26 protein-coding genes are annotated in these 25,972 nt (G+C 59.9%); 4 read left to right on the forward strand and 22 right to left on the reverse strand.

The window, feature by feature from the left end; translation table 11 throughout:
• Positions 1-9: 9 nt before the first annotated feature.
• The 3 genes from guaB to ACA067_RS26835 form a co-directional block, all read right to left on the reverse strand.
• Entirely contained in the window at positions 10-1,479 is a 1,470-nt protein-coding gene (gene guaB, locus ACA067_RS26825) for an IMP dehydrogenase (protein WP_497459257.1), read from the reverse strand.
• A 241-nt stretch (positions 1,480-1,720) separates the two neighbouring features.
• Positions 1,721-2,269: a sugar ABC transporter ATPase gene (locus tag ACA067_RS26830; RefSeq protein WP_497459258.1), complete on the reverse strand. Its 549-nt coding sequence runs from the start codon at positions 2,267-2,269 to the stop codon at positions 1,721-1,723.
• Between the two features lie 184 nt (positions 2,270-2,453).
• Positions 2,454-3,221 (reverse strand): sulfite exporter TauE/SafE family protein, encoded by a 768-nt coding sequence (locus tag ACA067_RS26835; protein ID WP_497459259.1) that lies wholly within the window; start codon positions 3,219-3,221, stop codon positions 2,454-2,456.
• A gap of 100 nt (positions 3,222-3,321) precedes the next feature.
• Here ACA067_RS26835 and ACA067_RS26840 point away from each other — a divergent pair, with 100 nt between their 5' ends.
• The 3 genes from ACA067_RS26840 to ACA067_RS26850 all read left to right on the forward strand — a co-directional run bounded on the left by ACA067_RS26840 (position 3,322) and on the right by ACA067_RS26850 (position 6,542).
• Positions 3,322-4,218 (forward strand): LysR family transcriptional regulator, encoded by an 897-nt coding sequence (locus ACA067_RS26840; protein ID WP_497459260.1) that lies wholly within the window; start codon positions 3,322-3,324, stop codon positions 4,216-4,218.
• A gap of 119 nt (positions 4,219-4,337) precedes the next feature.
• Entirely contained in the window at positions 4,338-5,717 is a 1,380-nt protein-coding gene (gene xseA / locus ACA067_RS26845) for an exodeoxyribonuclease VII large subunit (protein ID WP_497462852.1), read from the forward strand.
• A 3-nt stretch (positions 5,718-5,720) separates the two neighbouring features.
• Entirely contained in the window at positions 5,721-6,542 is an 822-nt protein-coding gene (locus ACA067_RS26850; RefSeq protein ID WP_497459261.1) for a peptidoglycan DD-metalloendopeptidase family protein, read from the forward strand.
• Positions 6,543-6,694: 152 nt separating this feature from the next.
• Here the strand turns inward: ACA067_RS26850 and ACA067_RS26855 are convergent, their stop codons facing one another.
• Positions 6,695-7,051 (reverse strand): hypothetical protein, encoded by a 357-nt coding sequence (locus tag ACA067_RS26855; RefSeq protein WP_497459262.1) that lies wholly within the window; start codon positions 7,049-7,051, stop codon positions 6,695-6,697.
• A 395-nt stretch (positions 7,052-7,446) separates the two neighbouring features.
• On the opposite strand from ACA067_RS26855, the gene leuA reads away from it, so the two are divergent.
• Entirely contained in the window at positions 7,447-9,126 is a 1,680-nt protein-coding gene (leuA, locus tag ACA067_RS26860) for a 2-isopropylmalate synthase (protein WP_497459263.1), read from the forward strand.
• A gap of 220 nt (positions 9,127-9,346) precedes the next feature.
• On the opposite strand, the gene ACA067_RS26865 is transcribed toward leuA, so the two are convergent.
• The 18 genes from ACA067_RS26865 to ACA067_RS26950 form a co-directional block, all read right to left on the reverse strand.
• Entirely contained in the window at positions 9,347-10,138 is a 792-nt protein-coding gene (locus ACA067_RS26865; RefSeq protein WP_497459264.1) for an amidohydrolase, read from the reverse strand.
• Positions 10,126-11,274, reverse strand: a complete 1,149-nt coding sequence (locus ACA067_RS26870) for a pyridoxal phosphate-dependent aminotransferase (RefSeq protein ID WP_497459265.1) — start codon at positions 11,272-11,274, stop codon at positions 10,126-10,128. Before ACA067_RS26870 ends, ACA067_RS26865 begins: the two co-directional genes overlap by 13 nt.
• Positions 11,275-11,508: 234 nt before the next feature.
• Entirely contained in the window at positions 11,509-12,978 is a 1,470-nt protein-coding gene (gene der, locus ACA067_RS26875) for a ribosome biogenesis GTPase Der (RefSeq protein ID WP_046046039.1), read from the reverse strand.
• Positions 12,979-13,190: 212 nt separating this feature from the next.
• Positions 13,191-14,342 carry an outer membrane protein assembly factor BamB gene (bamB, locus tag ACA067_RS26880; protein ID WP_497459266.1) on the reverse strand — a complete coding sequence of 384 codons (1,152 nt, stop codon included), beginning with the start codon at positions 14,340-14,342 and terminating at the stop codon, positions 13,191-13,193.
• The gene (locus ACA067_RS26885) at positions 14,335-14,976 is read right to left on the reverse strand and encodes a tetratricopeptide repeat protein (protein ID WP_497459267.1); all 642 of its coding nucleotides are present in this window, start codon (positions 14,974-14,976) and stop codon (positions 14,335-14,337) included. Before ACA067_RS26885 ends, bamB begins: the two co-directional genes overlap by 8 nt.
• 40 nt (positions 14,977-15,016) lie before the next feature.
• A complete protein-coding gene (hisS, locus tag ACA067_RS26890) occupies positions 15,017-16,306 on the reverse strand; it encodes a histidine--tRNA ligase (RefSeq protein ID WP_497459268.1) in 1,290 nt (429 codons plus the stop codon).
• A 37-nt stretch (positions 16,307-16,343) separates the two neighbouring features.
• Positions 16,344-17,453 carry a flavodoxin-dependent (E)-4-hydroxy-3-methylbut-2-enyl-diphosphate synthase gene (gene ispG, locus ACA067_RS26895; protein WP_010457850.1) on the reverse strand — a complete coding sequence of 370 codons (1,110 nt, stop codon included), beginning with the start codon at positions 17,451-17,453 and terminating at the stop codon, positions 16,344-16,346.
• 2 nt (positions 17,454-17,455) lie between these two features.
• Positions 17,456-18,454 (reverse strand): RodZ domain-containing protein, encoded by a 999-nt coding sequence (locus tag ACA067_RS26900; protein ID WP_497459269.1) that lies wholly within the window; start codon positions 18,452-18,454, stop codon positions 17,456-17,458.
• Complete coding sequence (gene pilW, locus ACA067_RS26905) at positions 18,454-19,212, reverse strand: type IV pilus biogenesis/stability protein PilW (protein ID WP_497459270.1); 759 nt, start codon at positions 19,210-19,212, stop codon at positions 18,454-18,456. Before pilW ends, ACA067_RS26900 begins: the two co-directional genes overlap by 1 nt.
• Positions 19,213-19,224: 12 nt before the next feature.
• A complete protein-coding gene (gene rlmN / locus ACA067_RS26910; RefSeq protein ID WP_074873948.1) occupies positions 19,225-20,373 on the reverse strand; it encodes a dual-specificity RNA methyltransferase RlmN in 1,149 nt (382 codons plus the stop codon).
• Between the two features lie 28 nt (positions 20,374-20,401).
• Positions 20,402-20,827 carry a nucleoside-diphosphate kinase gene (gene ndk / locus ACA067_RS26915; protein WP_007964426.1) on the reverse strand — a complete coding sequence of 142 codons (426 nt, stop codon included), beginning with the start codon at positions 20,825-20,827 and terminating at the stop codon, positions 20,402-20,404.
• A 92-nt stretch (positions 20,828-20,919) separates the two neighbouring features.
• On the reverse strand, positions 20,920-21,120 hold the full coding sequence (gene iscX / locus ACA067_RS26920; RefSeq protein ID WP_008070969.1) for a Fe-S cluster assembly protein IscX: 201 nt from the start codon (positions 21,118-21,120) through the stop codon (positions 20,920-20,922).
• A gap of 15 nt (positions 21,121-21,135) precedes the next feature.
• Complete coding sequence (fdx, locus tag ACA067_RS26925) at positions 21,136-21,477, reverse strand: ISC system 2Fe-2S type ferredoxin (protein WP_449644200.1); 342 nt, start codon at positions 21,475-21,477, stop codon at positions 21,136-21,138.
• A gap of 2 nt (positions 21,478-21,479) precedes the next feature.
• Positions 21,480-23,342, reverse strand: a complete 1,863-nt coding sequence (gene hscA, locus ACA067_RS26930) for a Fe-S protein assembly chaperone HscA (protein WP_497459271.1) — start codon at positions 23,340-23,342, stop codon at positions 21,480-21,482.
• A gap of 51 nt (positions 23,343-23,393) precedes the next feature.
• The gene (gene hscB / locus ACA067_RS26935; protein ID WP_150798970.1) at positions 23,394-23,915 is read right to left on the reverse strand and encodes a co-chaperone HscB; all 522 of its coding nucleotides are present in this window, start codon (positions 23,913-23,915) and stop codon (positions 23,394-23,396) included.
• 8 nt (positions 23,916-23,923) lie between these two features.
• Entirely contained in the window at positions 23,924-24,247 is a 324-nt protein-coding gene (iscA, locus tag ACA067_RS26940; RefSeq protein WP_007903589.1) for an iron-sulfur cluster assembly protein IscA, read from the reverse strand.
• 34 nt (positions 24,248-24,281) lie between these two features.
• Positions 24,282-24,668 carry a Fe-S cluster assembly scaffold IscU gene (gene iscU / locus ACA067_RS26945; RefSeq protein WP_028620148.1) on the reverse strand — a complete coding sequence of 129 codons (387 nt, stop codon included), beginning with the start codon at positions 24,666-24,668 and terminating at the stop codon, positions 24,282-24,284.
• An 84-nt stretch (positions 24,669-24,752) separates the two neighbouring features.
• Positions 24,753-25,967: an IscS subfamily cysteine desulfurase gene (locus tag ACA067_RS26950; protein WP_497459272.1), complete on the reverse strand. Its 1,215-nt coding sequence runs from the start codon at positions 25,965-25,967 to the stop codon at positions 24,753-24,755.
• Positions 25,968-25,972: the final 5 nt, after the last annotated feature.

The following is a 25,972-nucleotide window of genomic DNA, read 5'->3' on the forward strand; positions in this document are numbered from 1 at the left end:
CTTGAAGCCTCAACCTACGCGGTAGTTTGGCGCTTCTTTGGTGATCTGTACGTCGTGGACGTGGGACTCGGCCATGCCGGCACCGGTGATCCGCACGAACTCGGGCTTGGTGCGCATTTCTTCAATGTCGGCGCTACCGGTGTAGCCCATCGAGGATCGCAGGCCGCCCATCAGTTGATGGATGATGGCGCTCAGGGTGCCCTTGTACGGAACACGCCCTTCGATGCCTTCCGGAACCAGCTTCTCTGCGCCTGCCGAGGAGTCCTGGAAGTAACGGTCGGAGGAACCCTGGGCCTGGGACATGGCGCCCAGCGAACCCATGCCACGATAAGCCTTGTACGAACGACCCTGGAACAGTTCGATCTCGCCTGGCGCTTCTTCAGTACCGGCGAACATCGAGCCCATCATCACGCAGGAGGCGCCGGCCACGATGGCCTTGGACAGGTCACCGGAGAAACGGATGCCGCCGTCGGCGATCAACGGCACACCAGTGCCTTCAAGGGCAGCGGCAACATTGGCGATGGCGCTGATTTGCGGCACGCCGACACCGGCGACGATACGGGTGGTGCAGATCGAGCCCGGGCCGATACCGACCTTGACTGCATCAGCGCCAGCTTCGGCCAGGGCCTTGGCGGCAGCGCCGGTGGCGATGTTGCCTCCGATGACCTGCACTTCAGGGAAGTTCTGTTTGACCCAGCGCACGCGGTCGATCACGCCTTTGGAGTGGCCGTGAGCAGTGTCGACTACGACTACGTCAACACCAGCGTGGACCAGGGCAGCTACGCGGTCACCGGTGTCTTTACCGGTACCGACTGCCGCGCCAACGCGCAGACGACCTTGATCGTCCTTGCTGGCCAGCGGGTAGGCCTTGGCTTTTTCGATGTCGTTGACGGTCATCATGCCTTTGAGGGCAAATTTGTCGTCGACGATCAGCACGCGTTCGATGCGGTGCTTGTGCAGCAACTCGCGAACGTCGTTCTTGTCGGCGCCTTCCTTGACCGTGACCAGGCGCTCTTTAGGCGTCATCACTTCACGGACAGTGGCTTCCAGACGGTTTTCGAAACGCACGTCACGGGAAGTGACGATGCCGACCAGGTCGCCATTGTGCAACACCGGAACGCCGGAGATGTTGTGCTGGCGGGTCAGTTCGAACAGCTCACGCACCGTGGCGTCAGCCTCGATGGTGATCGGGTCCTTGACCACGCCGGCTTCATAACGCTTGACCTTGCGCACTTCGGCAGCTTGCTGCTCGATGGTCATGTTCTTGTGGATGATGCCGATGCCACCTTCCTGAGCCATGGCAATTGCCAGACGGGCTTCGGTAACGGTGTCCATTGCGGCAGAAACCAGAGGAATATTCAGCTCGATGCCACGGGTAAGGCGGGTCTTGAGACTGACTTCGTTAGGAAGCACCTCGGAATAACCGGGCACTAGGAGAATGTCGTCGAATGTCAGAGCTTCTTGGCTGATACGCAGCATCGCGGGGGCTCCCGAGCGGGAAAATGGAAGCGCGCCATTATAGTCAGACACCCCCTCGGGTTCAATGTAAAACTCTGTCTATTATTGGCATTACTGATATACGGGGATTGCTGCAGGGATTCGCAGGGTCCGCGGCTTTTGTAGGAGCTGCCGAAGGCTGCGATCTTTTGATCTTGATTCTCGAGGCAATCAGGATCGCTGAAGATCAAAAGATCGCAGCCTTCGGCAGCTCCTACGGGTATCAGAGTTCGACTTTCACCAGGCTGACAGGCTGGTCGAGCCAATCGGCAAACTCATCGATAAAACTCTGCTTGAACCCGGCCTCGGCCCAGTTGTTGAAAATGAAGCCCAGATTGGAGAAGCCGCACTCCTGCAGAAACAGAAACCCGTTGATGTCATCTTCATGCCCGCACTCGGGGCAGGTGAAGTTATCGGTGCGCCCCGGCATCCAGTCTTCCAGGCTTTCGAACAACGCTTCGCCGACTTCCTTGCGGCACTCGGCGCAGCCGGCTTCTTCGAGAAATCCCTTGGCTGGCGTATAGATGCAGCGTTTGGTGATGATCTCCAGGCCATTGATCGGTTCACCGAATGGCAGGGCTTGCGGATGCAGGACCACGGCGCGGGCGCCGTCGGCAATGGCGTGGGCCATGCGGTTGCCCGTACGGCCACAGGTGGTCAGTTCTTCCTTGATGATGTTCTTGCGCACCAGCCAACGCACAACCGCCCGGGCCCGGGGTTCGTGTACCGGCAGCGTGGAGATTTTCGGGACGATGATGCTTTGAGAGTTCATGGTGCAAGCCTACTGCGTCAAATGATGTTTCTGCGGTGTTCGTACTGACGCTATCGCGGGCAAGCCTGCTCCCACAGTGACCGGGGTGAGCATGGTTTTCATGTACACCATCAATCCTTGTGGGAGGGGGCTTGCCCGCGATAGCGTCAGGACGGCCGGCAGCTTAATCCCTGACGAAATCCGGTCAAGTACTCAAATACCGCCCGATCAAGGCAACCCCGCTGGCCAGCACCAACCACGTCACCAGCCGCACGAACGCCTCCCGGGACAGTTTCATGGTCAACCGTCGACCGATCCACAGCCCCAATGCCATGGCCGGCAATAAACACAGCGCCAATACCAACAAGGGTAGCTCGGCATACACACCCGCGACAGCAAACAGGCTCAACCGCACAACGGTGCTGCAACTGATCAACGCACTCTGCGTGGCCCGGGCCGCGTCCTTGGGCAACCGGCTGTTCAAATAGATCGCATACAAAAAGCCGCCACTACCAAACAATGCCCCGAACATCCCGCCCACCGTGCCCATCGGCACGGCCCAGGCGGCGGACAGTTGCGTCGGACGGGTTTTGACCCACAGGCTGTAAATCGCATAGACGCTGATAAACAGCCCCATCAACAGCAGCAACACATCGGAATGCAGGTTCAGCAGAAAAATCACCCCCAAGGTGCAGCCCACCGCCATACAGGGCAACAAGCGCAGCAACTCGGGCCTGGCCACATCCCGCCGCGAGGGCAGCAGATTGCCAAACGCCGCGACGAAATCCAGCAGCACCAGCAGCGGCACGATTTTCGACAACGGCATGAACAGAATCAGTATCGGCCCTGCTACCAATGCAGTGCCAAACCCGGCGATGCCGAACACGATATAGGCCAGGGCAATGCCCAGTCCGATCACCAGCCAATCTGTCGTGCCGAAGGGCCATTGGTGCAACAGCTCGAACACATTCATTTACAGGGTTTCCTTGAATATCTGTGATGACTTTAGCCAGCGCCAAGTGTTGCGACTAATATCTTCGAGGCCGCCCACCCATCTCGAAAAGGCATACCTCGTGCTTTCAACCCGCCAATTGCGTTACTTCGTGGAAATCGCCGAGTGCGGCAGTTTCAGCGCTGCGGCCGAACGATTATTTATCGCGCAGTCAGCCCTGAGCCGGCAGATCAAGGACATGGAAACCCGCCTGCAAACGCCGCTGTTCGAACGTACAGCGCGTCAGCCCCGACTGACAGCCGCCGGCGAAGCCTTATTGCCCCGCGCCAGAAACCTGTTGAATGAACTGACCAAGGCCAGCGAGATGGCGACTCAGGTCGGTAACGGTCAGATTGGCACCTTGCGCCTGAGCCACTCGAGCACCGTACCGATGAGCGGACGGCTGTTACAGAGCATCAGCACTTATCTGGACCAGCACGAGGGTGTGTCGATGGATATCGTCAAACTGTCCTCCGAAGCGCAGCTTGAAGAACTGATCGAAGGTCGACTGGAGGTCGGCGTGTTGCGCTTGCCGGTATTGCGTCAGCGTGAAGGGGTGCAGGTGGTTCCTTTATATAGCGAGCAGTTGTTGCTGGCGGTTCCACCGAATCACCGCCTGGCTGTGGATAAGTTCACTCAAGGCATCGACCTGGCGCAGTTGAAGGATGAAGCGTTTATCTCCATTCCTCATCCTCAACGCGGTGGGCTCAGCTATCTATCTGCCGAGTTGTGCATGCGCCAGGGTTTCTTTCCGAAAGCGGCTCGGGTGGTGTCGCGCAAAACCACGCAACTGCAATTGATCCAGGCCGGGTTCGGCATCGCCCTGCTGCCAGCGTCGATGCAGGACATCGCCCCGCCCGACGTTCATTTCCTGCCGCTGGCCGATCCTGATTGCCACAGCACCGTCGCCCTCGCCTACCGGCAACACCCGACTGCGCTGGTCCAACAATTCATTCAACACTTCACTCGATCCCTGTAGGAGCTGCCGCAGGCTGCGATCTTTTGATCTTGAAAAATCAAAGTCAAAAGATCGCAGCCTGCGGCAGCTCCTACAGGGGATCGTGCATTGCGCAGGAGATTGCCTTTATCATGCGCCCCATGATTAAAGATCCCTTTGCAAGACTCGGCCTTGACCGGGAAGTCCTGACTGTCAGCCAGCTCAACGGCCGCGCGCGGGTGTTGCTCGAAGACGTGTTCAGCAATATCTGGGTCGAAGGCGAAATCTCCAACCTCGCCCGTCCGGCTTCCGGCCACGTGTATTTCACCCTCAAGGACAGCGGCGCCCAGGTCCGTTGCGCACTGTTCCGGCAGAACGCGGCGCGGGTGCGCCAGGCGTTGAAGGATGGCCTGGCGGTCAAGGTGCGCGGCAAGGTCTCGCTGTTCGAGGGCCGCGGCGACTATCAGCTGATCCTCGATACCGTGGAGCCGGCCGGCGACGGTGCCCTGCGCCTGGCCTTCGATGCGCTGAAGGAAAAGCTCAGCGCCGAAGGCCTGTTCAGTGCCGAGCGCAAAGTGCCGCTGCCGGCGCATCCGCAACGCATCGGCATCATCAGTTCACCCACCGGCGCGGTGATCCGCGACATCATCAGCGTGTTCCGCCGCCGTGCACCGCAGGTGCAGTTGACGCTGATTCCTACTGCCGTGCAGGGGCGCGAAGCCACCGCGCAAATTGTCCGCGCGCTGAAGCTGGCGGACGCCCGGGGCTTCGACGCGCTGATCCTGGCCCGTGGCGGCGGTTCGCTGGAAGACCTCTGGTGTTTCAACGAAGAAGCCGTTGCCCGGGCTGTGGACGCTTGTGTGACGCCGATTGTCAGCGCCGTCGGCCATGAAACCGACGTGTCGATCAGCGACTTTGTGGCCGACGTTCGTGCCCCGACGCCTTCCGCCGCTGCCGAACTGCTCGCGCCGGACTCCAGCGACCTGGTGCGTCGGGTCGAGAGCCTGCATCGACGGCTGGTGATGCGTATTCGTGACCGTTTGATGCGCGATCGACTGCGCCTGGAAGGCATGTCCCGCCGCCTGCGTCATCCCGGCGAACGCCTGCGTCAGCAGGCGCAACGCCTGGATGACCTGGACATGCGCATGCGCCGCGCGTTCGAACGCAGTCTCAATACCCGTCGCGAACGTTTGATTCGCCTGGAAACCCGCCTGGCCGGGCAACATCCCGGTCGACAGCTGGCGATGCTCCGTCAGCGCATCGACAGCTTCGCCGAGCGCCTGCCCCGGGCCATGCGCGAAGGCCTCAAGAACCGCCGCCTGCAACTGCAAAGCCAGATGCAGACGCTGCATGTGGTCAGCCCCCTGGCGACCCTCAGCCGTGGCTACAGCATTCTGCTGGACGAACGCGGCAACGCGATCCGCAACGCCGCGCAAACCCATACCGGCCAGCGCCTGAAAGCCAGACTGGGCGAAGGCGAGTTGCAAGTGCGGGTCGAAGACAATCACCTGACGCCTGTCACCCTCTCTTTACTGGATTGATCCATGCCGCGTTTTCTTGCATCTCTGCTGTTGCTCTGCCTGACCTTCAACGCCCACGCCGACAGTTACATCACCCGCCTGCTGAACAAACCGGTGCCGGGGGGCGTGGCGGTAGTCGACCTGGGCGCCTCTGCCCAGGCGCCGAAAGCCAGTTATCAGGGCAAACCGGTGCTGGTGGTCAAGGAACAGAACAACTGGCTGGCCATTGTCGGGGTGCCGTTGACGGTTAAACCGGGCACGCAGCAAGTCAGCAGCGGTGGTCGCAATCTGAGTTTCACCGTTGGTAGCAAGAATTATCCGGAACAGCGCATCACCCTGAAGAACAAGCAGCAGGTCAATCCGGACCCGGAAAATCTCAAGCGCATCGAGGGCGAGTTGGCCGAGCAGATCCAGGCCTACCGCAGTTTCAGTCCGAATACGCCGAGCAACCTGTTACTGGACAAACCGGTCAACGGACCGTTGTCGAGCAAGTTTGGCGTGCGCCGCTTCTTTAATGGTGAGGAGCGTAATCCCCATGCGGGCCTGGACTTCGCGGTGCCGGCGGGCACGCCGATCAAGACTCCGGCGGCGGGCAAGGTGATTCTGGTCGGCAACTATTTCTTTAATGGCAACACGGTGTTTGTCGATCACGGGCAGGGTTTTATCAGCATGTTCTGCCACATGTCGAAGATTGATGTGAAGGTTGGGCAGCAGCTGGCCCGTAGTGGGGTGGTCGGGAAAGTCGGAGCCACCGGGCGGGCGACCGGGCCGCATATGCATTGGAATGTCAGCCTGAATGATGCGCGGGTGGATCCGGCGATCTTTATAGGTGCGTTTCAACCCTGAATATTGAGTGAAGCGACTGGCCCCATCGTCGGAACGCCGCCCGGAGCAAGCTCGCTCCCACATTTGATCTTCTGTGAACATAAATTTTGTGAACGCCAGAGATCAACTGTGGGAGCGAGCTTGCTCGCGATGGGGGCATCACAGGCGACCGCTTACTCTGCCTCCAGGTCCTCAATCCCATGAATTTCCCTGTGCGCCAGACACTCTTTGATCCAGGCCCGGGTTTCCTCCGAGAAGCCCGCCAGTTCTTCAGATGTGATCAACTCATGGGTACACAGCCCCAGCAAGTGACCAGGCGCCTCATTACGTGAGTGCGTGAAAACGTCAAACGCCCAATACAACTCCTGCTGACCGGCCTTCAACCTCTCCTCACTGGCTTCAATACGCTCATAAGGCGCCAGGCTTTTATCCAGCACCGTACGCTCGACCTCGTCCATGATCCGGATACACATCCGCTCATGGGCCACCGGACGTAATGCGCTATATAGCTTCCAATCCGATTCGTTCATTGTCGACTCCCGCTTCCCAAGTCGCCTGGTTCAGGCTTTAAGCATAGCTGCGCCGACCGAGACCAAGGCTACAACTTTCAATTGCGCATCGCTCGAACCTCGCGCAAACATAAAAACAATCAGCGCCAATCACCGCAATAAAATCTCGATAAACCCGCCGTTACGAGTATTCCTCTCAATTTTTTTCGACCGCTTGCCATCCTTTCTTCTCGCGGTTAGGGTTGAAGACATGAAAACCTCTCACACCCTCATTCAGCGTCGCCAGCACCGCAGCCTGTGCCTCGTCAGTGCACGACTGCCGGGCTGAATCGCGGTGCCTCGCCCCACGCTCTCCCAAGAACATTTTGATCCACCGGCAGGCCGCCTCTTTTCGGCCCACACAATAAGGATTTCCCATGAGCATGCTCAAAGACCCGTCCTCGAAATACCGCGCGTTCCCGACCATCGACATCCCGGACCGCACCTGGCCGTCGAAGACCATCACCGCCGCGCCGATCTGGTGCAGTTCCGACCTGCGTGACGGTAACCAGTCGCTGATCGAGCCAATGGACGCGACCAAGAAGCTGCGTTTCTGGAAAACCCTGGTGTCGGTGGGCGTGAAAGAAATCGAAGCCTCGTTCCCGGCGGCTTCGCAAACCGACTTCGACTTCGTACGGACCCTGATCGAAGGCGGCCACATCCCGGACGACACCACCATCCAGGTGCTGACCCAGGGCCGTGAAGACTTGATCGAGCGCACCTTCGAATCCCTGCGCGGGACGAAGAAAGCCATCGTTCACCTGTACAACGCGACCTCCCCTTCCTTCCGCCGCATCGTCTTCAACCAGGACAAGGACGGGATCAAGGAAATCGCGGTGAGCGCGGCCAAGCTGTTCGTCAAATACGCCGCCCAGCAGCCAGACACCGAATGGACCTTCGAGTACTCGCCGGAAACCTTCAGCGCGACCGAACTGGAGTTCGCCAAGGAAGTCTGCGACGCGGTGATCGAGGTCTGGAACCCGACGCCCGAGCACAAGATGATCCTCAACCTGCCGGCCACCGTCGAATGCGCCACCCCGAACATCTATGCCGACCAGATCGAATGGTTTGGCCGCCACATTAACCGTCGTGACAGCGTGATCATCAGCCTGCACACCCACAACGACCGTGGCACCGGCGTGGCCGCCACCGAGCTGGGTCTGATGGCCGGCGCCGACCGTGTCGAAGGCTGCCTGTTCGGCAACGGCGAGCGCACCGGCAACGTCGACCTGGTGACCGTGGCCTTGAACCTCTACACCCAGGGCGTCCACCCTGAGTTGGACTTTTCGGATATCGACGGCGTGCGCAAAGTTGTCGAAGAATGCAACCAGATCCAAGTGCACCCACGTCACCCGTATGTCGGCGACCTGGTTCACACCGCGTTCTCCGGCTCGCACCAGGATGCGATCCGCAAGGGCTTTGCCCAGCAGAAACCGGACGCCCTGTGGGAAGTGCCCTACTTGCCGATCGACCCGGCCGACATCGGCCGCAGCTACGAGGCGGTGATCCGCGTCAACAGCCAGTCAGGCAAGGGCGGTATCGCTTACCTGCTGGAACAGGAATACGGCATCAGCCTGCCACGCCGCATGCAGATCGAGTTCAGCCAGGTCGTGCAGCGTGAAACCGACCGTCTGGGCCTGGAAATGACCGCCAAGCAGATTCACTCGCTGTTGATCAGCGAATACCTGCAAGCCAACACCCCATACGCGCTGGTCAGCCATCGCCTGCAGGAAGAAAATGGCCACAGCGCCGTCGAAGTGGAAGTCGCCAGCAAAGGCCAGGGCGAAACCAACCTGCACTGGCGCGGCAAGGGCAACGGTGCCCTGGAAGCGCTGGTGGCCGGCCTGCCGATCCCGGTGGAGATCATGGACTACAACGAACACGCCATCGGCGCGGGCACCAATGCCAAGGCCGCGGCCTACATTGAACTGCGGGTGAATGGTGAGCGTGCGGTGCATGGTGTGGGGATTGATGAAAACATCACCACTGCCAGCTTCAAGGCGCTGTTCAGTGCGCTGAACCGCTCGTTGAGCCAGCCGGAAGCGAAAGCGGCTTAAGCCTTCGCTGAAAATGCAAAAGGCCCTTTGGTGAAAACCTTGGGGCCTTTTTGTTTGCCTGAAAATGATGCAGTGGCTGTCATGGCCTCATCGTCGGAACGCCGCCCGGAGCAAGCTCGCTCCCACAGTAGATCTTGGGTGTACACAAAATCTGTGTTCACACCAATCAACTGTGGGAGCGAGCTTGCTCGCGAAGGGGCCGGCTCAGGCAGCAAATATTTCAGGTGAATTCGAAGGTATCGGCATCCAGATTCGCCGGAAACCGCGTGCGATAAGCCTGAAGGTCCGCAGCATTGAGAACCACCTGAAACACCCCATCCGCCTCCCCCGCACTCAGCAACGTCTCACCCTGGAAATCCAGCACCTGACTGTCTCCGGTATACGCAAAGCCCTTACCGTCAGTCCCGATGCGATTCACCGCCGCCACATAGCACAGGTTTTCGATCGCCCGTGCCGGCAGCAACCGGTTCCAGTGCTGACGCCGCGCACCCGGCCAGTTGGCGGTGTACAGCAACAGGTCGGTGTCCTGGGCATCACGGCTCCACACCGGGAAACGCAGGTCGTAACATATCAGCGGCCGCACCCGCCAACCCTTGAGCTCGAACTGCACCTGGCGCTCGCCCGGGGTGAAGTGATTGTGCTCGCCTGCCATGCGAAACAGGTGGCGCTTGTCGTAATGCAACACCTCCCCATCCGGCCGCGCCCACAACAGGCGATTGCGATGGCTGCCGTCGGCGGCCTGAACGATGAGGCTGCCGGTAATCACCGCGTCGAATTTCGCCGCCTGGACGCGCAACCATTTGCTGGTCGGACCGTTCTCTGGCTCGGCCAATGTTTCCGACTCCATGGAGAAACCGGTGGTGAACATCTCCGGCAGGATGATCAGGTCAGCACCGCGAGCCTGTTCCAGCAATTGCGCGAAATGCTCCAGGTTGGCCTGGCGGTCGTGCCAGGCCAGGGTGGTCTGGATCAATGCGATGTTCAGATTGGGCAGTGCACTCAGATCACGCATAATTTTTCCGCTGCTTCACGCAGGGTCTCCTCGCGTTTGGCGAAGCACAGGCGCACCAGGCGCTGGCCGACCGGCGGCGTTTGGTAAAACACCGAGATCGGGATGCTCGCCACGCCATGCTCGCGGGTCATCCACAGCGCCATCTCGACGTCATTGAGGTCCGGGCGGATCTGCGAATAATCGACCAGCTGGAAGTATGTGCCGGCCACTCGGGAGAAGCTGAAGCGCGATGGCGTCAGCAGATCGCAGAACAGATCCCGCTTGGCCTGATAGAAGGCCGGCAGTTCTTGCACATGTTCCGGGTGTTCGGCCATGTAATCGGCCAAGGCGTACTGCAACGGCGTCACGCCGCAGAAACTGACGTACTGGTGCACCTTGCGCAGCTCGGCGGTGAGGGCCGGTGGTGCGACCACATAACCGGTTTTCCAGCCGGTGACGTGATAGGTCTTGCCGAAGGAACTGACCACGAATGCACGCTGATACAACTCCTCGTGGGCCAGCACGCTGGCGTGCGCCACGCCGTCGAACACCAGGTGTTCATAGACTTCGTCGCTGACCACATAGATGTCACGGTCGCGGATCAAGGTCGCCAGCTGATCCAGCTCGGCATGGCTGATCAGTGCACCGCTGGGGTTGTGCGGGGTATTGAGGATGATCATCCGCGTGCGCGGAGTCAGCGCTTCAGCAAGTGCCTGGAAGTCGATGGCGAAATCATCCAGGCCCAGTTGCACATGCACGCAACGACCACCGGCCAGCGCCACCGAAGGCTCATAGCTGTCGTAGGCTGGATCGAACACGATCACTTCGTCGCCGCTGTGGATAACCGCCTGAATGGCACAGAAAATCGCCTGGGTCGCGCCGGGAGTGACCGTCACTTCATCGTCGGCATCGACGTCGACGCCATAGCTGCGGGCGATCTTCGCCGCAATCTGCTGACGCAACACCGGCAGGCCGGTCATGGGCGAATACTGGTTGTGGCCACTGGCGATATGCCGAGCGACCGCATCGCGCAGGGCCTGCGGGCCATCGAAATCGGGGAAACCCTGGGACAGGTTCAGCGCCCCGGTTTGTGCCGCGAGCTGAGACATCTGCGTGAAGATAGTGATGCCGACATTCGGCAGCTTGCTGGTGATCATCGGTGAGTCCCTGCTCTACACCCGGCTCTACGACGGCGCGGGAGAGCCCGAGGATAGCCCATCCGGCGCCCATAAAAAAAGGGCGCCTGCTGGCGCCCTTCTCTATATCGATCGTTCCCGCGCTCTGCGTGGGAATGCATCCCGTGACGCTCCGCGTCACAGGCGAGGTGGACGCGGAGCGTCCATGGCGGCATTCCCACGCAGAGCGTGGGAACGATCATCGGCAGCGGTGAATCAGCGCTTGTCGCGGCGCTTTTTGTCGGCCTTTTTGTGGTGCGACATCATGCGGCGCTTCTTGTTGACCTGACGGTCAGTGAGTGAGTTCTTGTTACCTTCGTACGGGTTCTCGCCACCCTTGAACTCGATGCGGATCGGCGTACCGACCAGCTTCAAGACACGACGGTAAGTGTTTTCCAGGTAACGGACGTACGACTTCGGCACCTTCTCGATCTGGTTACCGTGAATCACGATGATCGGCGGGTTCGCGCCACCCAAGTGGGCATAACGCAGCTTGATCCGGCGGTTGTTGACCATCGGTGGCGCGTGCTCACCCACCGCATCTTCCAGAATCGTGGTCAGGCGGTTGGTTGGCCAGCGGGTGACCGCAGACTTGAACGAGTTCTGTACGGAGGCGTAGAGGTTGCCCACGCCCGTGCCGTGCAGAGCCGAGATGAAGTGAATGTCGGCGTAGTCAACGAAGAACAGTCGACGTTGCAGCTCGACCTTCACGAAGTCGCGCTCGCTCGGCGTCATGCCGTCCCACTTGTTGATCGCGATCACCAGCGCACGACCCGACTCAATGGCGAAGCCCAGCAGGTTGAGGTCGTGATCCACCACGCCTTCGCGGGCGTCCATCACAAAGATCACCACGTTGGCGTCTTTGATCGCCTGCAGGGTCTTGACCACGGAGAATTTTTCGACTTCTTCATGGATCTTGCCGCGCTTGCGCACACCGGCGGTGTCGATCAGCGTGTACTTCTCGTCGTTACGCTCGAACGGGATGTAGATACTGTCGCGGGTGGTGCCGGGCTCGTCATAGACGATTACCCGGTCTTCACCGAGCATGCGGTTGACCAGGGTCGACTTGCCGACGTTCGGACGGCCGATGATCGCGATCTTGATCCCGTCTTTTTCGCTAGGGCCAGGAATGCGCTTGGCTTCCTCGCCTTCGGCAACGATCTCTTCCTCGCCTTCTTCCAGCTCGTCATCGTCTTTCGGGAAGTCGCTGAGGGCGATTTCCAGCATCTGGGTGATGCCACGACCATGAGCACCGGCGATCGGGATCGCGTGGCCCATGCCCAACGGAGCGAACTCGGCGCGGGCCATTTCAGGGTCGATGTTGTCGACCTTGTTGGCAACCACGTAAGAACGCTTGTTTCGTTTGCGCAAATGCTCGGCGATCATCTGGTCGGCGGCGGTGAAACCGGCCTTGGCATCTACCAGGAATAGAACGACATCCGCTTCTTCAATGGCCAGCAGCGACTGCTCGGCCATTTTTTCGTCCATACCGTGCTCGTCACCGGAGATACCGCCGGTGTCGACCAGAATGTAGGAACGCCCTTGCCACTTGGCCTCACCGTATTGGCGATCACGGGTCAGACCGGACAAGTCGCCGACGATGGCGTCGCGAGTCCTGGTCAGGCGGTTGAACAAGGTGGACTTGCCGACGTTCGGTCGGCCCACCAGGGCGATTACGGGAACCATGCGGCTCTCCACTTCGTTATTTCAGAAAATACAAAAGCCGCTGCGAGGCAGCGGCTGGTGCTCGGGGCATCACTGTGGGAGCGGGCTTGCTCGCGAAAAACCATAACAGCACCGCGTATATTCAGGCTGAACGCGTCATCGTTGACGCCCTTCGCGAGCAAGCCCGCTCCCACAAGTGAAGCAGCCTGGGGTGTTAACCCCAAGCATAGTTGTTACTTAATGGTCAGGGCTTCCAGTTTGCCACTGTTGCCATATACATAAATCGTATCACCCACCACCAGCGGACGAGCGCGCAGGCCGTCGCTGTCGATGCGTTCGCGGCCGACGAAACGACCGTCCACCTGACTCAGCAGGTGCAGGTAACCTTCCAGGTCACCGACTGCCACATAGCTGGAGTACACCTCTGGCGCCGACAGTTGACGGCGAGCCAGCGAATCGTTGCTCCACAAGGCTGTGGTGGAACGTTCGTCGACGCCTTCAACCGTGCCCGAAGACAGGCTCACATAGACGCTGCCAAACCCCTGGGCGACACCGGCATAGCTGGAAGCATCACGCTGCCAGAGTTGACGACCGCTATCCAGGTCCAGTGCCGCAACGCGACCCTGGTAACTGGCGACATACAGCGTACTGCCGGACAACAGCAGGCCACCGTCGATATCGACCACACGCTCCAGTTCCGAACGACCTTGTGGGATCGCTACACGCTGTTCCCACACCGGCACACCGTTGGAAATGTCCAGAGCGACCACTTTACCAGTCGACAGGCCAGCCACCGCGAGGCGGTTGGTGACGATCGGCGCACTGGTGCCGCGCAGGGTCAGGACCGCTGGCGTGCTGTCATACAACCAGCGTTGGGTACCGGTAGCGGCATCCAGACCGATCAGACGGTCGTCCTGAGTCTGGACCACCACCACGTCACCGTTGTTGGCCGGCGGCGCGAGCACTTCACTGGACACGCGTGCGCGCCATTTCTCTTCGCCGCTGCTGGCGTCCAGGGCAACGATTTCACCCTTGAGCGTGCCGATCGTGAGCAACCCGTAAGCCACGCCAACGGCGCCGGAAACAGGCAGATCCAGATCTTTCTCCCATTTGACGTCGCCATTGCTGCGATCCAGCGCCATCACCTCTCCGGTGACGTCGGCAGCATAGATAGTATCGCCATCGATCGCCGGAACCAGCATGTTGTAGGTTTCGCCCTGACCGTCACCGATCGAACGACTCCACTGCTTTTGCAGAACCACTTCTTCCTTGAAGTCAGTCAACTCGGCCGGCGGCAGTTCTTTCTTGCTGTTGCTGCTGCAACCCGCGGCCAGTACGGCCAGAGCCAGCAATGCTGCATGTTTCCAACGAATCACGTCACGCATCCCCTTTGGCCAGGTCGTCCAGCTTGATTTGTAGGCCGCCGACTGCCGCTTCATCCGACAGTGCCGCCTTGGCTTTCTGATACGCCGCGTTCGCTTCGTCGGTACGACCCAACTGCACCAGCAGGTCGCCCTTGAGTTCCTCGCGAGTGGCCAGGAAAGCGGTATCGGCATCGCCTTCGAGCAGTTTCAGGGCTTCATCGGCCTTGTCCTGCGCGGCCAGTACCTGCGCCAGGCGCTGACGGGCGATTTCGCCCAGCGCCGGGTTGGCCGGTTTGGCGACGATGGCTTTGAGCTCGCTGGCCGCGTCGTCCAGCTTGCCGCTGTCGACCGCGACTTTCGCCACGAACAGGCTGCCGTACTGCGCGTAGGCGGAGCCGCCGAATTCGCTGTTGAGCTTGCCGGCCAGGTCCGAAACACGGGCGGCATCAGGCTTGCCGCTTGGCGTCAGCGTGGTTTCCAGCAACTGCTGATAGAGAATCGAGGCGCCTTGCGACTGATTGCTCTGATATTTCTGCCAGGCCTGCCAGCCGAACACGATGACCAGCGCCAACAGGCCGCCAGTGACCAGGGGCTTGCCGTTGCGTGTCCACCAGTCCTTCAAATCCGCCAGCTGTTCGTCTTCGGTACTCGACACCCCAATACTCCTTAATCGCTAAATCGGCTGTTTGACAGCTTCAACCCTGCACGATGCAGGTGGCCAGGTGTGCGGCAAGCGCATCCCAGGCAACGCTTTGTTGTTCGCCCTGGCCACGCAGGGGTTTGAAACCTACCACTTGCTGGGCCATCTCATCGTCACCGAGGATCAGCGCGTACAGCGCACCGCTCTTGTCGGCTTTCTTGAACTGGCTTTTGAAGCTGCCGGCGCCGGCATTGACTTGCAGGCGCAGGTTGGGCAATTGGTCACGCACCCGCTCGGCCAGGGCCAGACCGGCCAATTCGGCTGCTTCGCCGAAAGCGCAGAGGTAGACGTCGACCTGACGGGAAATCTCTTCCGGGATCTGCTCCAGGGTTTCCAGCATCAGCACCAGGCGCTCGATGCCCATGGCGAAACCGACGCCCGGGGTCGGCTTGCCACCCATCTGCTCGACCAGGCCGTCGTAACGACCACCGGCACACACGGTGCCCTGGGCGCCCAGCTTGTCGGTGACCCATTCGAAAACGGTCTTGCTGTAGTAATCGAGCCCGCGAACCAGCTTCGGGTTGATCACGTAAGGAATGCCGACCGCATCCAGGCGGGCCTTGAGGCCCTCGAAGTGCAGGCGGGATTCGTCGTCGAGGTAGTCGGCCATTTTCGGCGCATCGACCAGGATCGCCTGGGTATCGGCGTTCTTGGTGTCCAGGACCCGCAACGGGTTGGTCTTCAAGCGGCGCTGGCTGTCTTCGTCCAGCTTGTCCAGGTGCGTGGACAGAAACGCGACCAGCGCTTCGCGATAGCGCCCGCGGGATTCGCTGGTGCCCAGGCTGTTGAGTTCGAGCTTGACCGCATCACGGATACCCAGCTCGCCCCACAGGCGCCAGGTCAGCACGATCAGCTCGGCGTCGATGTCCGGACCGTCGAGGTTGAACACCTCCAGGCCGATCTGGTGGAACTGGCGATAACGCCCCTTCTGCGGACGTTCGTGGCGGAACATCGGGCCGATGTACCAGAGTTTCTGCACCTGGCCACCGCCGGTAATGCCATGTTCCAGCACCGCACGCACACAGGCCGCCGTGCCTTCGGGGCGCAGGGTCAGGGAGTCGCCGTTGCGGTCGTCGAAGGTGTACATCTCTTTTTCGACGATGTCGGTCACTTCGCCGATGGAGCGCTTGAACAGCTCCGTGAACTCGACGATCGGCATGCGGATCTGCTTGTAACCGTAGTTATCCAGCAGACGCGAGACGGTGCCCTCGAAATGACGCCACAGGGGAGTCTGTTCGGGCAGGATATCGTTCATGCCACGTATGGCTTGCAAAGACTTGCTCACTTTAAATCCTTAAATTCGTTCGGCTCTTCAGTCAGGCTCAGCCACGCGCAATGACGGCAGCGTCGGCTTCGACCTTTTCGGCCGCTTTCTGGCGGATCAAGCGTTCAAGCTCATCCACCAGATTGTCATTCGTCAGTTTCTGCGACGGCTTGCCGTCGATGTAAATCAGGTTGGGCGTGCCGCCGGTCAAGCCGATATGGGCTTCCTTGGCTTCACCTGGCCCGTTGACCACGCAGCCGATGACCGCGACATCCAGCGGCACCAGCAGGTCTTCGAGGCGCCCTTCCAGCTCGTTCATGGTCTTGACCACATCGAAGTTCTGCCGCGAGCAGCTCGGGCAGGCGATGAAGTTGATGCCACGGGAACGCAGGTGCAGGGATTTGAGAATGTCGTAGCCGACTTTCACTTCCTCGACCGGGTCGGCCGCCAACGAGATGCGGATAGTATCGCCAATCCCTTCGGCGAGCAGCATACCGAGGCCCACGGCGGATTTCACCGTGCCTGAACGCAAACCACCGGCTTCGGTGATCCCCAGGTGCAGCGGCTGGACGATTTCCTTGGCCAGCAAGCGGTAGGCAGCAACGGCCATGAACACGTCGGACGCCTTCACGCTGACCTTGAAGTCCTGGAAGTTCAGGCGCTCGAGGTGCTCGACGTGGCGCAAGGCGGACTCGACCAGCGCGGCCGGGGTCGGCTCGCCGTATTTCTTTTGCAGGTCTTTTTCCAGGGAACCGGCGTTGACGCCGATACGGATCGGAATCCCGCGATCACGGGCGGCATCGACCACGGCGCGCACACGGTCTTCGCGACCGATGTTGCCCGGGTTGATCCGCAGGCAGTCAACGCCCAGCTCGGCTACGCGCAACGCGATCTTGTAGTCGAAGTGGATGTCGGCCACCAAGGGTACTTTGACCAGCTGCTTGATCTTGCCGAACGCTTCGGCGGCGTCCATATCCGGTACGGAAATCCGCACGATATCGACACCCGCGGCTTCCAGGCGATTGATCTGGGCCACGGTGGCGGCCACGTCATTGGTGTCGCTGTTGGTCATGCTCTGTACAGCAATGGGCGCATCGCCGCCCACAGGCACGTTACCGACCCAGATCTTGCGGGATTCGCGACGTTTGATTGGAGATTCGCCGTGCATGACTATTGACCCAACTTCAGGCGAGCAGTCTCGCCACTGGTGAACGGAGCGACATCAACCACCTGCCCGTTGTAGCTGACCTGTGCGCCACGGGCATAGCCCAGACGCACGGAGAACGGCGGTTTGCCACTGACGGAAACGTTTTCGCCTTTGCGCTTGAGACCACTCAACAGCACCTTGCCGGTACCGTCGGTGACTTGCGCCCAGCAATCGGCAGTGAATCGCAGTTGAACCTGGCCTTGGCCGGCAACCGCAGACGCCGCGGCTGGCGCCGGAACGGTCGGCGCCACCGGAGCAGTCACCACGGGTGCCGGTACCGCGGGAACAGCCGGCGCGGGCGCTGCCGGAGTGCTGACAACCGGCGCGCTGCTGATCGCCGGTGCAGCGGGCATGGTTGTTTCAGCTTCGGTCGAGTCGTCAGCCGAGGTCTCGGCCAGCGGCAAGGCGAGCGCGGTGGCGCCTTCGGCCTGGCCTTGCGCGACGGCCTGGTCTTCCGGCTCGTCCAGCGGATGGATCTGGGTCGTACCATCGGCGCCTTCGACTTCAACGTGTTCCGGGCTCAGGCTGATCGGGTCCTTGGAGCGCGACGAAGTCTGATCCTGCCACCAGATAAAACCGCCACCAATCACCGCGACCAGCAACAGCAGGCTGACAATCCGCAAAATGGTATGGGAAACCCGAACCGGCTCTTCGATACGACCCAGGCTATGGACGCTGCTGCCTTGGGAGTCGGTGCCGGTTGACACGTCGAACTGCTGCACCAGCACGGATTGATCCATGCCCAGCAATTTGGCGTAGGCGCGGATATAACCGCGGGCAAAGGTATGCCCCGGCAGCTTGTCGAAAGCGCCGGCTTCCAGATTGCTCAGGGAATTGACGGTGAGGTTGAGCTTGAGGGCCACTTCGGCCAGCGACCAGCCATTGCTTTCGCGAGCCTGGCGCAAAGTCTCACCGGGATTAACGCGATTCGCTGCTACAACTTCGGGATGCGCCGCTTTCATCATTGCTCCGACAGGTATTGCTGATATTCCGGCGTACCGGGATAGAGTCGTTTTAGTTGCAGGCCAAAACTGGCAGCCTTGTCGCGATCTTCAAACACTTTTGCCAGCCGGACGCCGAGCAATAGGCTACGTGCATTTTGCTCGGTGAGCTGGCTGAAACGGTCGTAATAGTCACGCGCGGGCACATAATGCCTGTCTTCGTAAGACAACTCAGCCATTTCCAGCAAGGCACGTGGCTGTTGACGATTCAAGCGCAGGGCTTTTTCCAGTTGTTGCTGGGCCAGGTCACGCTGGCCAAGCCTGGAAGCGGTCATGCCCAGGTTCTCGAATACTCGCGAACGCTCAGGATACAGGGTATCGGCGGCGGCCTGCTCGAAGCGCTCGTAAGCCTCTTTGTAACGTTTCTGTTCGAAAAGAAAACTGCCGTAGTTATTGAGGATTCGCGCATCGTCGGAACGGAAAGACAGCGCCTTGCGAAAATGCTGGTCGGCCAGTTCCGGCTCCATTTCGGCCTGGAACACCAGACCCAGCGCCGCATTGGCGTCGGGATCCGAGCTATCGAGCTCCAACGCCTTCTTCAACGGCACCTTGGCGCGTTCGGTCATGCCCTGTTGCAGGTAGCCGAGCCCCAATTGCACATAGGCGACCCGCGCTTCATCACGGCCCTTGCTGGTCTTCATCGGGTTGAAATCGCCCGACAGGACACAACCAGTACACAGACTGGCCAGCAGCAACAGCAGCGCTAAGCGCAGGGACATAGAGATCCTCTCTTAATTATTGTTCGCAGCGTTCTGTGCAATATCGTTTTCGGCACTCAACTCGCGCACGGCGATATAACGTTCGCTACGACGGGTGCGATCCAGCACCTGCCCTACCAATTGGCCACACGCGGCATCGATGTCTTCACCGCGGGTGGTGCGTACGGTGACATTGAAGCCGGCATGGTGAAGCTGATCCTGGAAACGACGAATCGCGTTGTTGCTCGGACGCTCGTAACCGGAATGCGGGAACGGGTTGAACGGAATCAGGTTGATCTTGCACGGGATGTTCTTGAGCAACTCGATCATTTCGACCGCGTGCTCGACCTTGTCGTTGATGTCCTTGAGCAAGGTGTACTCAATGGTCAGCACGCGCTTCTCGCCCAGGGACGACATGTAGCGCTGGCACGACTCGAGCAGCATCTTAAGCGGATACTTCTTGTTGATCGGTACCAATTGGTTACGCAATGCGTCGTTCGGTGCGTGCAGGGACAACGCCAGGGAGACGTCGATGTGCTTGGACAGCTCATCGATCATCGGCACCACGCCCGAAGTGGACAGGGTCACGCGGCGCTTGGAGATGCCATAGCCCAGGTCATCCATCATCAGGTGCATGGCGGCCACGACGTTGTCGAAGTTCAGCAGCGGCTCACCCATGCCCATCATCACCACGTTGGTGATGGCACGGTCGGCGGTCGCCGGGATGCTGCCGAACGATTTATTGGCAATCCACACCTGGCCAATGACTTCGGCGGCGGTGAGGTTGCTGTTGAAACCTTGCTTGCCGGTGGAGCAGAAACTGCAATCCAGGGCACAGCCTGCCTGGGACGAAACGCACAGAGTGCCGCGTTTGCCCTGGGGAATGTACACGGTCTCGACGCAGCTGCCGGACGCCACACGCACCACCCACTTACGGGTGCCATCGGTGGAGATATCCTCGCTGACCACTTCGGGGCCGCGGACTTCAGCAATGGCTTTGAGCTTATCGCGCAAAGCCTTGCTGACGTTCGTCATGGCGTCGAAATCATCGACGCCAAGGTGGTGAATCCATTTCATTACCTGACCGGCACGGAAACGCTTCTCCCCGATCGAGTCGAAGAATTTTTCCATTTCCTGTTGAGTCAGACCCAGCAGGTTGGTTTTTACAGTCGATGTAGTCATGGATTCACCTTCACTCTTAAGCCAATGCTTAGCGAGTGGTTACTTCAGTAGCTGCGAAGAAGTACGAGATTTCGCGGGCAGCAGCGGCTTCGGAGTCCGAACCGTGTACAGCGTTGGCGTCGATGGATTCAGCGAAGTCAGCACGGATGGTGCCGGCAGCTGCTTCTTTAGGGTTGGTAGCGCCCATCAGCTCACGGTTCAGAGCGATGGCGTTTTCGCCTTCCAGAACCTGAACGACAACCGGACCGGAGATCATGAAAGCAACCAGGTCGCCGAAGAAACCGCGTTCTTTGTGCTCAGCGTAGAAGCCTTCGGCTTCGGCTTTGGACAGTTGCTTCAGTTTCGAAGCTACAACGCGCAGGCCTGCTTTTTCGAAACGAGTGGTGATCTCGCCGATAACGTTTTTAGCAACAGCGTCAGGCTTGATGATGGAGAAAGTACGTTGAACAGCCATGGTGTAACTCCAGAAACGGTAATTTGTGAAAAATTAAACCCGCGAATTATACGCGGGTTCTTGGGTATTGCCTAACTGCGTACGGTGCAGAGTTAATCTGCTTCTTCGATCCAGGCGGCCTGAATGGCTTCAAGCACCTTCTCGCCACCGCGGGTCGGATCATCGCTGAACTCCGGCAATGCCAGCACCCATTGGTGCAGATCGACGAAGTTCACGTAGCGCGGGTCCACTTCCGGCTTGGATTCAGCCAGCTGGATCGCGATTTCCAGCACATCAACCCATTTCAGACTCATGTCGGTTCCCTTGAATCAGTGCGGCGCTTCGGCTGCATGGTTGACCGAGTATTTCGGAATTTCGACGGTCAGGTCTTCAGTCCCGACGATCGCCTGACAGCCTAGACGCGATTGCGCTTCCAGACCCCAGGCCCGATCAAGAAAGTCTTCTTCCAGCTCATCCGCCTCATCCAGCGAGTCGAAACCTTCGCGGATGATGCAGTGGCAGGTGGTGCAGGCGCAGACGCCGCCACAAGCGCTTTCCATCTCGATATGGTGTTCATGAGCCAATTCGAGGATGGACGTACCGGTCTCAGCCTCCACGACCATGCCGTCCGGGCAAAACCTTTCGTGTGGCAGAAAAATGACCTGCGGCATCGTTATTCCTCAATCTCATTCAGGTTGCGCCCCGCCAGCGCGGCTTTCACCGTCGAGTCCAGGCGGCGGGCAGCAAAGGCGTCGGTCACTTGCGACAGACGTTTGGTCTGTTGCTCGATGGCGTAACCATCGGTGCCTTTCATCAATTCGGTCAGTTCCTGCATCTGCAATTCGATGACCATGCGCTCTTCGGCGTCGAGCAAACGCTCGCCATCGACATCGAGGGCGCCCTGCACCGCTTCGATCAGGCGTTGGGCATCGACCTGCTGCTCACGCAACACTCGAGCGACCTTGTCGTCGTTGGCGTGCTGGAACGAGTCCTTGAGCATCTTGGCAATTTCGCCGTCGGTCAGGCCGTAGGACGGCTTGACCTGGATGCTGGCCTCGACACCCGAACCCAGCTCACGGGCAGCCACGCTGAGCAGACCGTCGGCATCGACCTGGAAGGTCACGCGAATCTTCGCCGCACCGGCCACCATCGCCGGAATACCGCGCAATTCGAAGCGTGCCAGGGAGCGGCAGTCGCTGATCAGCTCGCGCTCGCCCTGCAACACATGGATCGCCATGGCCGACTGGCCGTCTTTATAAGTGGTGAAGTCCTGGGCGCGGGCAACGGGGATGGTGGTGTTGCGCGGAATCACCTTCTCCATCAGGCCACCCATGGTTTCCAGCCCCAGGGACAACGGAATCACGTCAAGCAGCAGCAGTTCGTCACCGTCACGCTTGTTGCCGGCCAGGGTATCGGCCTGGATCGCGGCACCAATGGCCACCACTTGATCCGGATCGATTTCGGTCAGCGGTTCGCGACCGAAGGCTTCAGCGACAGCCTCGCGAACGCGAGGCACGCGGGTCGAGCCGCCGACCATGACCACCGCATGCACTTCATCCAGCTCGATGCCGGAATCGCGCACGGCGCGGCGGCAGGCTTTCAGGCTGCGAGCCACCATCGGCTCGATCAGCGTATTGAAGGCTTCACGGGTCAGCTCGGCTTGCCAGTCGCCATAAGCGACTTCAACGGTCGCGGCGTTGGTCAGGGCTTCTTTGGCCGCACAGGCGGTTTGCAACAGATTGCGTTGCACACCCGGATCCAGGTCATCCGACAGGCCCGCGCCCTCGATGATCCAGCGAGCGATCGCGTGGTCGAAGTCATCGCCGCCCAGGGCGCTGTCGCCACCGGTAGCCAGCACTTCGAAGACACCGCCGGTCAGGCGCAGAATCGAAATATCGAAGGTACCGCCGCCCAGGTCATAAATCGCCACCAGACCTTCGGCGTGCTGGTCCAGACCATAAGCCACAGCGGCAGCAGTCGGCTCATTGAGCAGACGCAGCACATTCAGTCCGGCCAGCTTGGCCGCATCCTTGGTGGCTTGACGCTGGGCATCGTCGAAATAGGCCGGAACGGTGATCACCGCCCCCACCAGTTCGCCGCCCAACGCAGCCTCGGCGCGCTGACGCAGCACCTTGAGGATATCGGCGGAGACTTCGACCGGGCTTTTCGGGCCTTGCACAGTGTCGATGAACGGCATGTGCGACTCACCGCCGACAAAGCGGTACGGCAATTGGTCACCCAGCTGCTTGACGTCGGACAGACCACGACCCATCAAGCGCTTGACCGACAGCACGGTGTTCAAGGGATCGGTGGCGGCGGCCAGCCTGGCTGACTCGCCGACTTCGACGCGGTCGGCGTGGTAGCGCACGGCAGACGGCAGGATGACCCGCCCTTCTGCGTCGGCCAGAGGCTCGGAAAGACCACTGCGCAATGCAGCGACCAGCGAATTGGTAGTGCCCAAGTCGATCCCCACAGCCAGACGACGCTGGTGCGGTTGAGGACTTTGGCCGGGTTCGGCGATCTGCAGTAGGGCCATCGTTATCAGGACTTATCTGTATATCAGGCGTGCGACCGGAGCGGCACTGGGTTAATCGTCGAGGCGCTCTTCTAACTGGCGCACTTCGTAGGTGAGCTTGTCGAGGAACTGCATGCGCCGCATCAGGCGTTCGGCCTGTTCACGTTGCGCTGCATCATTCCAACAGGCTGCGAAACTTTGGTTCAGTTCATCCTGAGCGGTTTTCAGGCGACGCTTGAACGCTGCAATCCCGGCCATGTCGGCACTGTCCTGCAGGTCTTCGAGCTCTTCACGCAGCTCCATTTGCTGCAAAAGGAACGCCGGATCATGCACCGTGACCTCCAGCGGCAGCTCGCGACCACCCATGGCGAGCAGGTAACGCGCGCGCTTGGGGGGACTCTTGAGCGTCTGGTAGGCCTCGTTGAGGCTCGCGGATTGCTCTAGCGCCAGCCGTTGCTCACGCTCGGAAGCGTCGGCAAAGCGGTCCGGATGAACACCGCGCGCCAACTCACGGTAGCGCGTGGCCAGCTGATCGAGGTCCAGATTGAAACTCGGTTGCAGCTCAAATAAAGCGAAATGACAAGGAGTACCCACTAGAAGCCTCAGATATTGAAGCTTTCGCCGCAGCCACATTCACCGCGCACGTTGGGGTTGTTGAACTTGAAGCCTTCGTTCAACCCTTCCTTGACGAAATCGAGCTCGGTGCCGTCCAGGTAGGCCAGGCTTTTCGGGTCGATGATCACTTTCTCGCCGTGACTTTCGAACACCTGGTCCTCTGCGACCACCTCGTCGACGAACTCCAGCACGTAGGCAAGGCCGGAACAGCCTGTGGTGCGAACACCCAGACGAATCCCTTCACCTTTGCCGCGCCCATTGAGGGAGCGTCGCACGTGTTGAGCTGCCGCTTCTGTCATGCTGATAGCCATCGGTGACTCCTTACTCGTCGCCAAAACTTGAAAGTCAGATCAAGCCTTTCTTCTGCTTGTAGTCGCGAACGGCCGCTTTGATAGCGTCTTCAGCAAGTACGGAGCAGTGAATTTTCACCGGCGGCAAGGCCAGTTCTTCGGCCAGCTGAGTGTTCTTGATGGTCTCTGCTTCATCCAGAGTCTTGCCTTTCATCCACTCGGTCGCCAGGGAGCTGGAGGCGATCGCCGAACCGCAACCGTAGGTCTTGAACTTGGCGTCTTCGATGATGCCAGCTTCGTTGACCTTGATTTGCAGACGCATCACGTCGCCGCACGCCGGGGCGCCGACCATGCCGGTGCCGACATCAGGGTCTTCCGCGTCCATCTTGCCGACGTTGCGCGGGTTTTCGTAGTGGTCGATGACCTTTTCGCTGTAAGCCATGATTCTTAATCCTCACTCATCAGAGAGTCGCTCTTGAGGCCCTGCGCCCGAAGGTTGGCAGGGCTGTTTTGCGGCGACTTGAAATCAGTGTGCCGCCCACTCGATTTTCGAAATGTCGACACCGTCTTTGTACATGTCCCACAGCGGCGACAAGGTGCGCAGCTTGGTAACGGCCTCGCAGACTTTCTGCGCGGCGTAGTCGATTTCTTCTTCGGTGGTGAAACGACCGAAGGTGAAGCGAATCGAGCTGTGTGCCAGTTCGTCGTTGCGGCCCAGGGCGCGCAGTACGTACGAAGGCTCAAGGGAAGCCGAGGTGCAGGCCGAACCGGACGAAACCGCCAGGTCCTTGAGCGCCATGATCAGCGATTCGCCTTCGACGTAGTTGAAGCTCAGGTTCAGGTTGTGCGGTACGCGGGCGGTCATGCTGCCGTTGATGTACAGCTCTTCCAGGCCTTCGACCTGTTTGAAGAAGCGGTCGCTCAGGGCTTTGATCCGCACGTTCTCGGCAGCCATGTCTTCCTTGGCCACACGGAAGGCTTCACCCATGCCGACGATCTGATGGGTCGCCAGGGTGCCGGAACGCATGCCACGTTCGTGACCGCCGCCGTGCATGGTCGCTTCGATGCGAACACGCGGCTTGCGGCTGACGTAGAGTGCGCCGATGCCTTTGGGACCGTAGGTCTTGTGGGCAGAGAACGACATCATGTCGACTTTCAGTTTCGACAGGTCGATCTCGACCTTGCCGGTGGACTGGGCCGCGTCGACGTGGAACAGGATGCCCCTGGAGCGGGTCAGTTCGCCGATGGCGGCGATGTCGTTGACGGTGCCGATTTCGTTGTTCACGTGCATGACCGAAACCAGGATGGTGTCGTCACGCAGGGCCGCTTCAACCATCTCAGGCGTGACCAGGCCATCAGTGCGAGGCTCGATGTAAGTCACTTCGAAACCTTCACGCTCCAGTTGGCGCATGGTGTCCAGGACAGCCTTGTGCTCGATCTTGGTGGTGATCAGGTGCTTGCCTTTGGTGGCATAGAAATGTGCCGCGCCCTTGATTGCCAGGTTGTCGGATTCGGTGGCACCGGAGGTCCAGACGATTTCACGCGGGTCGGCGTTGACCAGGTCAGCGACCTGGCGACGAGCGTTTTCGACGGACTCTTCAGCTTTCCAGCCGAACACGTGGGAACGGGACGCCGGGTTACCGAAGTTTCCGTCGACCAGCAGGCATTCACTCATCTTTTGCGCGACACGCGGATCAACCGGGGTGGTCGCAGAGTAATCAAGGTAAATCGGCAATTTCATGGACT

The sequence above is a fragment of the Pseudomonas sp. LBUM1674 genome (genome assembly GCF_059695635.1).